Annotated in this window: 6 protein-coding genes; 5 read left to right on the top strand and 1 reads right to left on the bottom strand. The window is 61.1% G+C overall.

Annotated elements, in window-relative coordinates:
• Positions 1-407 precede the first annotated feature (407 nt).
• The 3 genes from DQ353_RS20765 to DQ353_RS20755 all read left to right on the top strand — a co-directional run bounded on the left by DQ353_RS20765 (position 408) and on the right by DQ353_RS20755 (position 3,747).
• Positions 408-995 (top strand): TetR/AcrR family transcriptional regulator, encoded by a 588-nt coding sequence (locus DQ353_RS20765; protein ID WP_113765087.1) that lies wholly within the window; start codon positions 408-410, stop codon positions 993-995.
• Positions 996-1,403: 408 nt separating this feature from the next.
• Entirely contained in the window at positions 1,404-3,065 is a 1,662-nt protein-coding gene (locus DQ353_RS20760; RefSeq protein WP_113765086.1) for an AMP-binding protein, read from the top strand.
• A complete protein-coding gene (locus DQ353_RS20755; protein WP_113765085.1) occupies positions 3,058-3,747 on the top strand; it encodes an enoyl-CoA hydratase/isomerase family protein in 690 nt (229 codons plus the stop codon). The genes DQ353_RS20760 and DQ353_RS20755 overlap by 8 nt, the downstream gene beginning before the upstream one ends.
• 203 nt (positions 3,748-3,950) lie before the next feature.
• On the opposite strand, the gene DQ353_RS20750 is transcribed toward DQ353_RS20755, so the two are convergent.
• A complete protein-coding gene (locus tag DQ353_RS20750) occupies positions 3,951-5,501 on the bottom strand; it encodes an FAD-binding protein (RefSeq protein ID WP_113765084.1) in 1,551 nt (516 codons plus the stop codon).
• 225 nt (positions 5,502-5,726) lie between these two features.
• Between DQ353_RS20750 and DQ353_RS20745 the strand changes: the two genes are divergently transcribed.
• Positions 5,727-6,842 carry a 3-ketosteroid-9-alpha-monooxygenase, oxygenase component gene (locus DQ353_RS20745; protein WP_113765083.1) on the top strand — a complete coding sequence of 372 codons (1,116 nt, stop codon included), beginning with the start codon at positions 5,727-5,729 and terminating at the stop codon, positions 6,840-6,842.
• Positions 6,842-7,144, top strand: coding sequence for a ferredoxin (locus DQ353_RS20740; RefSeq protein ID WP_113765082.1), 303 nt, complete (start codon positions 6,842-6,844; stop codon positions 7,142-7,144). The genes DQ353_RS20745 and DQ353_RS20740 overlap by 1 nt, the downstream gene beginning before the upstream one ends.
• The last annotated feature ends 150 nt before the right edge of the window (positions 7,145-7,294 follow it).

The raw sequence follows: 7,294 nt of genomic DNA, 5'->3' as shown, positions 1-7,294 counted from the left end.
CTTGTTTTCTGCACGCCGTTTTCAGTCCCTAGATTTTTGTACCTTAGTCAGTCAAAAATCCTAGGCAGGAAGCGGCGTGTGGACGTTAAGGCTCGCGGCTCACGCCCACGGATATGTCAGTAGAGCCCCATTTCTGCCCAATTACAGCGCAGCGACCCAGGGGTTTTGTGTCCCATCCCGCTGGACGGGATGGCCCAGGCAGTTCGTGGGGGTGCTCCGTCGCGTGGCAAACCGCCCCTTGCCCAAAGGGCTAAACTCATCTGGCAAGAGTCTGCTCGGCACTTGCGCCGCACTTGAATCCTGATCACCCCCATAGCTAGCGCTTGGTTTGTTGTTACGATGGATCATTGCTACGTGGGCAAACCACACTTGGTGCGCTCGGTAAACCAAACCCGAAAAGAGTGAACATGGCCGAAAAGACCTCACCGGACCGGCGAACAGACATCTTGGACAACGCCGCACGTCTCTTCGCGGAACAGGGCATCGGATCGACCTCGGTTCGAGAGATCTCCGCCTCCGTGGGAATGCTTTCGGGCAGTCTCTACCACCACTTCGTCTCCAAGGATGAAATGGTCCAGGAAATCCTCAAGGGGTTCCTCGACGACCTGCAGGGTCGCTATCGAGCCGCCCTCGATGAGGGCACCGAGCCACGCGACACCCTGGAACGCCTGATGCGCGTCACCCTGGAAATCATTCGCGACTACCCGTACGCGACGCAGATCTACCAGAATGAAGTGGCCTACATTCAGAAGTTGCCCAAGACCACCGGTGCCCGCGCCATCAGCAGCGAAATTGCCAAGATATGGGTGGATGTCATTGAAAACGGTATTGCCAGCGGCTTGTTCAAGAAGGATCTGGATGCAAACGTCGTGCACCGTTTGCTCCGCGACTCCTTGTGGCTCACCGCCCGCTGGTTCGTGCCTTCCCCGACCTACTCGCTGGAAAAGCTCGGCGACGATTGCACCGCGCTTTTCCTCGACGGATTAAGCGCCTGAACGCAGTTTCCCACGAACATGAGCACCTAAAGCGCCTCGCCCGTTCATGCACGGAATGCCATCGAATTGCTTCGGTGGCATTCCGCGTTAAGCCCCAAAATACAATGGCTCCTTGCTCGTTCCCGGCCAGCGAGACCACGCGGACGGCACGAGGTATCCGGCTGTAGTCTCAAATTATTTCCCCGGAGAAGAACAACCGGCATTACCCGCCATACGGCACGAACCACTCCAGATTCCAAGCAATTGCCCATCCCGTGAGTTTCTCGGCGGCGGCGTGCAGCGGGAGGCCACAGGTGGACTGGTACACGTGCTCGGCTAGGTGAAGACACGGCCGGGGCAACTAACGAAACATTGGGGGCTCCGCCACGAGCGGGGTTACCCCTCAGAGGATTCAAGGGAGCACTTTGCATGCAAGACGATGAGCAGCCGAAGACAATTCCCGCCTTGCTGGCCTATGCCGCCGAGCGGTTCCCCGAGCACGAGGCGGTTGTCGATGGGGACATCCGGCTTACTTTCGCCGAGCTCGCGGCTCGGGTTCACGGCGTTGCCGCCGGCCTGATTGCCCGCGGCATCCGGCACGGAGACAGCGTTGCGATCTGGGCGCCGAACAACTACCGCTGGGTCGTTTCCGCCCTGGCCGCCGCCACCATTGGCGCCCCCATGGTTCCGTTGAACTCCCGCTACCGCGGCATCGAAGCACATGAAATCCTGCGGCGGGCCAAGGTCAAGGCGCTCTTTGCCGCCGAGGGTTTCTTGAACACCGATTACCCGGGCATGCTGCTGGACGGTGCCGCCGAACTGGGCCTTGCCCAGGCCGCACCGCTGGTACCGGGCCTCCCGGAACTTGAAAGCATCATCGGGCTACCCAGCGGCGAATCAAAAACAGCACGTGGCGCAAGCTCGGCCAGCCTTCACATCGTGGGCTGGGAGGAGCTGTTGCAGGCGGGAACCACCGTTGGCGCAACCGAAGTCCAGCTGCGTGCCAATCTTGTTGAGACGGACGACGTGGCCGACATTGTCTTCACCTCGGGAACCACCGGACGCAGCAAGGGAGTTGTTTCTGCGCACCGGCAGACACTGGGCGTGGCGCAGGCTTGGGCGCAGGGAGCACAAGTGGGCGCCGAGGACCGTTACCTGATCGTCAGCCCGTTCTCGCACACCTTCGGCTACAAGGTCGGAATTTTGGTCTGTTTGGCCACCGGCGCGACCATCTATCCGATGGCAACCTTCGATCTGGATGAAACGGTGCGTTTGCTGCGCGAGGAACACATCACCGTGCTTCCCGGAGCGCCCACCATCCACCAGTCGATCCTCGACCACCCGAAGCGGCCCGACGCCTCCGAATTAAGCTGGCGCCTGGCCGTGGTGGGTTCGGCCATGGTGCCGGCTCGTTTGCTGGAACGCCTTCGTGAAGAGGTGAAGGTCAAGCAGGTGACCACCGCCTATGGCCTAAGCGAGGCCGTGGTGGTGAGCATGTGCCAGCTCGATGACAGCCATGAAACCATCAGCACCACCTGCGGTGCGCCGACCGCAGGCTTTGAGGTCCGCATCGTTGACTCCGCAGGCAACCAGGTGCCCCCGGGAACCGCCGGTGAAATCCTGGTTCGCGGGGAAAATGTCATGATCGGCTACCTTGATGATCCCGAGGCCACCGGCAAGGCCATCGATTCAAACGGGTGGCTGCACACCGGCGACATGGGAATGTTCAACGAGCAAAACTACCTGTCGATCGTTGACCGCATCAAAGACATGTTTACCGTAGGTGGATTCAACGTCTACCCTGCCGAAGTCGAAAAGACCATTTCTTCATTGGAAGGGGTCGTGGCCTGTGCCGTGGTGGGCCAGCCCGATGATCGGATGGGCGAGGTGGCCCGCGCATATGTGGAGGTGCTGCCAAGCGCGGGCCTCGACGCGGAGCAAATCGTCGCCCATTGCAAGCGCTGGCTTGCCAATTACAAGGTTCCACGCATAGTTGAGATCACCGACAGCTTGCCGCGCAACGCGATGGGCAAGATCCTGAAGCGCGAGCTCCGCCCCGAGACAGTACCCGTAGGAGGAACCCATGCCTAGTATAAGAACCGTAAATGACGTGGCAATCCTGGATTTGGGTGCCGACGAGAACCGGTTTACACCCGCCTGGTTGGATGAGTTCGATCAGTTGCTCGATTGGCTGTTGCTCGATGCTCCGCGGGCACTGGTGACAACCGGCTCGGGCAAGTTCTATTCAAATGGGCTGGATGTCGACGAATCGCAAGGTTCCACGGAGCTGGAGGCCGGCTACGTCCATCAGGTTCATCGGTTGTTCCGCCGCATCCTGACCCTGCCCATGCCCACGGTGGCAGCGATCAACGGCCATGCCTTCGGTGGCGGCGCGTTGCTGGCCATGGCCCACGATTACCGTGTCATGCGCGAAGACCGCGGGTACTTCTGTTTCCCCGAGGTCAATATCGGCATTCCTTTCACCCCCGGCATGGCGGCCCTCATCCAGTGCAAGCTGGACCCGCGCAGCGCGCGCGATGCCATGTTGACCGGGCGCCGCACCGGTGGCGTTGAAGCCGTGCAGGCCGGGCTCATCGACGCGGCGGTGGAAGCCGGAAGCCTCATGGCCCAGGCCACCGCGTTGGCCACCGCCCACGTTCCCGAACATCACGGAACCCTGGGCACCGTGAAGTCGGTCATGTACGCGGAAGCGCTCAGCGCCCTTCAGCTGCCCCATCGTCAACAGGGCCAGGAACTGCGCTTGCCCAGCTAGCATTTTCGGCACCTTGCCGCGCAGGAAACGGGAGTGGCGATTTATTGGCTCCACTCCCGTTTCCTGCGGGCTCAAAATCATTGAGTTCTTGACCGGCCCGGGGCGTTGCCCTGCGCGCCAAGACCATCCGGATACCAACGTGCCGCGGGCTGATTCTTCCTGCTGGCAGGATCAGCCCGCGGCGTTTTGGTCCGCCTGAGTGATCAGCCGACCTTCGCCGGCCCCATGCTCTTGACCGCACGGTAGGCAAAGACCATTGCCGAGCCCAACGGAGTACCCGGACCCGGGTAGAAGCGGCCGGAGAAAGACGCACTGGTGTTGCCGACGGCGTAGAGACCCTCAATGGCATTGCCGTCCTTGGTCAACACACGGGAGTCCTTGTCCACCCGCAGGCCGCCCTTGGTGCCCAGATCTGCCAGCACCATGCGAGCCGCATAATACGGGCCCTGCTCGATGGCCACCAGGGCCGGGTTGGGGCCGTGGTCAGGATCGGCAAAGAACAGGTCGTAGGCGTCCTCGCCACGGTGGAAGTCTGCATCGACACCCGAGGCTGCGAACCCGTTGAAACGCTCAATGCTGACGGCCAGTGCATCGGCGGGAAGACCGGTCAGTTCGGCAAGCCCGCTGAGCGTATCGGCCTTCACCCAGGTGCCCGCGGCAAGATGCTCCTCGGGGCTGGTGTTCATCGGCCGCTGGATGCCCGGCATGTCTCCGCCGAACTTGGAATCGAAGATAAACCATGAAGGGATCCGCTGTTCGGCGGCACTTGCCAGAACCCGGCCCATTTGATCGTAGGGAAGCGATTCGTTGGCAAAGCGCTGGCCGTTGGTGTCCACCCAGATGCCGCCGCGGAAGCCCAGCGCAAAGGCCGTCTGTCCGGATGGCTGCACGCTGCCCGGAGCCCACCAGGCCTCATCCATCAGATCCACCACACCGCCAACGGCTTCCGCGGCGCGAATGCCGGTGCCGATGTTTGCGCCATCCGGTGCCATGGTCCACTCTGCTGAGCCCGGTGCCCCAAATTCCTGGCGCATTTCGTTGTTCGCCTCGAACCCGCCGGCACCGAGGATCACACCAACCTCGGCACGCAAACGCTGGATGCCTTCCGGGCCCTGGACCACGATGCCCACGACCTTGCCGTTTTCGGCAATGAGTTCGGTCAATGCCGTCTCCAAACGCACGGCGCCATTGCCGGTGTTGGTGTAGGCAAGCAGCAGACGGCCGATCAACGCCTGGCCGGCGGTCAGCGGGCCGTCCTCGTGGCCGTTGCCGTGGCGGTCTTCTTCGACACGCGGACGCACGATATCGGCCAGGTCGCCGATCTGCTCACGCGGAAGGTCTTCCGGCATGACCGAACGTCCCACGTCCTTGCGACCTGGTCCGGCAAAGTAGTCCGGGAAGGCGATGAACTTGAACTCGATGGCCGGGTCTGCTTCGAATTCCGCAACAAATTCCGGTGCTGTCTTCACGAAGGCTTCGCGGCGTTCAACCTCGTGGTCGCCCAAGAGCGAGGTGAGGTAGGTCAGTGCCTCGGCAGAGGAGTCCTCCACCGAAAAGCGTTCCTGCACCTGAGAGGCAGGCAACCAGCATGAGGCGCCGGCATAAGCCGAAGCGCCGCCGAGCAGCCCGGTCTTTTCCACCACGACGGTCTTCAAGCCACGTTTCGCAGCGCTGTAGGCACCAGCCATCGCACCGGCACCGGAGCCCACAACGATGACATCGAATTCGCCGTCCCAAACCTGGTTTTTGGACATTCTCTCTCCTTTGCTTCTTGCACAGACATGTGTGGGATACACAACCAGAACCGGGGAAGCTGGTTCGCGCCATGTCCCACCCAGCAGGATTTTTTCCTGCAAGAACCCTTCGCATCCCGGACAGCGGGACTCGATGTGCGGAAGGTCACACCCTGTGGCTGAATATGTGTTCTGGAATGTGATCTACAGGGGCCGCGCAGCGGCTTTGGGAGGAGCGAAATCCGCATGGATAACGTTGCAGCCGCATCGGATGAAATCCGTCGCATCGTCAACAACGGGGCACCCACCCGCTTTGCCCGAGGCTGGCACTGTCTGGGGCAGGCCGGGAACTTCCTGACCCGGGAATCGACCCCGCTCAGGGTCTTTGGGCAGGAAATCGCTATCGATCAGCGGGCCGATGGCGAACTCTTTGCCTCGAACGAACGCTGCCCCCTAAAAATCGGGCGCGCTGCCGGAACACGGCATGAAACCGTCGCACCCTCCTGCAACGTCCACGTCACACAGGGCGCAGCCTCGCGGGCCCTGGCACCCTGCTGGCCGGTGCTGCAACAGGATGGCCTCCTCTTTATCTGGAATGACGCAGAAGGGGCGCCCCCGCGTGCGGACCAGACGATTCCACGCATCCACGGCAGCGATCCGGGGCAGTGGACCGACCTTGCCTGGAACGAGATAAACCTCAAAGCCGATCCGCGTGATGTCATTGAACACCTGGTGGATACCGCAACGTTCTTCTACGAGAGCACCAACCGTCCGACGTTCTTCAAGAATGTTTTCGAAGACCACGTTGCCACCCAGTATTTTGATGGCCCCATGCGCAGGGAATACTCCCGCCACGCCACCGAAGACGCTCCGGAGCATCTGATATGGACCAATTCCGTGGCTTCCTATTTCGGCCCCTCGTTCATGATCGATGAGCTGGATTACGTCCATGATCGGTACGACACCAATGCAGTGCTCATTACCGCCCATTACCCAGTTGACGAGCACAACCTCGTGTTGTTCTGCGGGGTGAGCGTGAAGCGCAGCAAGGATCTCGGCCTCGATCCGCAGGAATTCGCCGCGGACCAATCCGCCCGCATACTTCACGGGTTCGGTACCGACGCGGAGATTTGGCAGCAAAAAACCCGCGTTGACAACCCCTTGCTCTGTGAGGAAGATGGCCCCGTTTACCAGATGCGCCGCTGGTACGAACAGTTCTTTTGCGATGTCGCAGCCGTTGAACCGCAGATGACCGATCGCTTCGAATACGAAATGGATACGACGATGCCGGTGGACATGTGGAAACGAACCCTGGCCCGCATCCCCGTCTCCCGCGTAACCACAGGAAAGCAGCCGGCCTAATGGATCAGCAAAGCGATGCCCGACTCCTTGAAATCCCCCTCCAGTCGCTGGACTGCACCGAGTGCGTGGCCCGCGTTCTGGTGCGCAAGTCAACCTGGCAGCAAACCAGCATCCAGTGGACGGAGGAAGCCCTTGAATCCTGCCGGGAGCTTCCCGCAACCCGATGCGGAGAACGGCCCAAGGACAGGTTCATTGGCTGCGAATCACTGCGCAACGAGATCCGTGAAGCAACCAACGATGGACGGCTCGAGGTGGTGTACCGATCAGATACGCAAACCGAGCCACGGCCCGCAAGCAGCTAACCCAACCCGGCAGGCTTACCAACTGGGCTGCTTAGGACTTTTCGGACAGCGGATTAGTGGTTTCTCTACGCTGCCGTGGCCGGCTGCTGGTAACTATAGTGGACTTCGTTCGGTCGCCGATAATTGAGCGCCGAATGTCGTCTGCGGCTG

Source organism: Arthrobacter sp. AQ5-05, from assembly GCF_003287975.1.
Taxonomy (GTDB): Bacteria; Actinomycetota; Actinomycetes; order Actinomycetales; family Micrococcaceae; genus Paeniglutamicibacter.
This window is presented reverse-complemented; position numbering and strand designations above follow the sequence as displayed.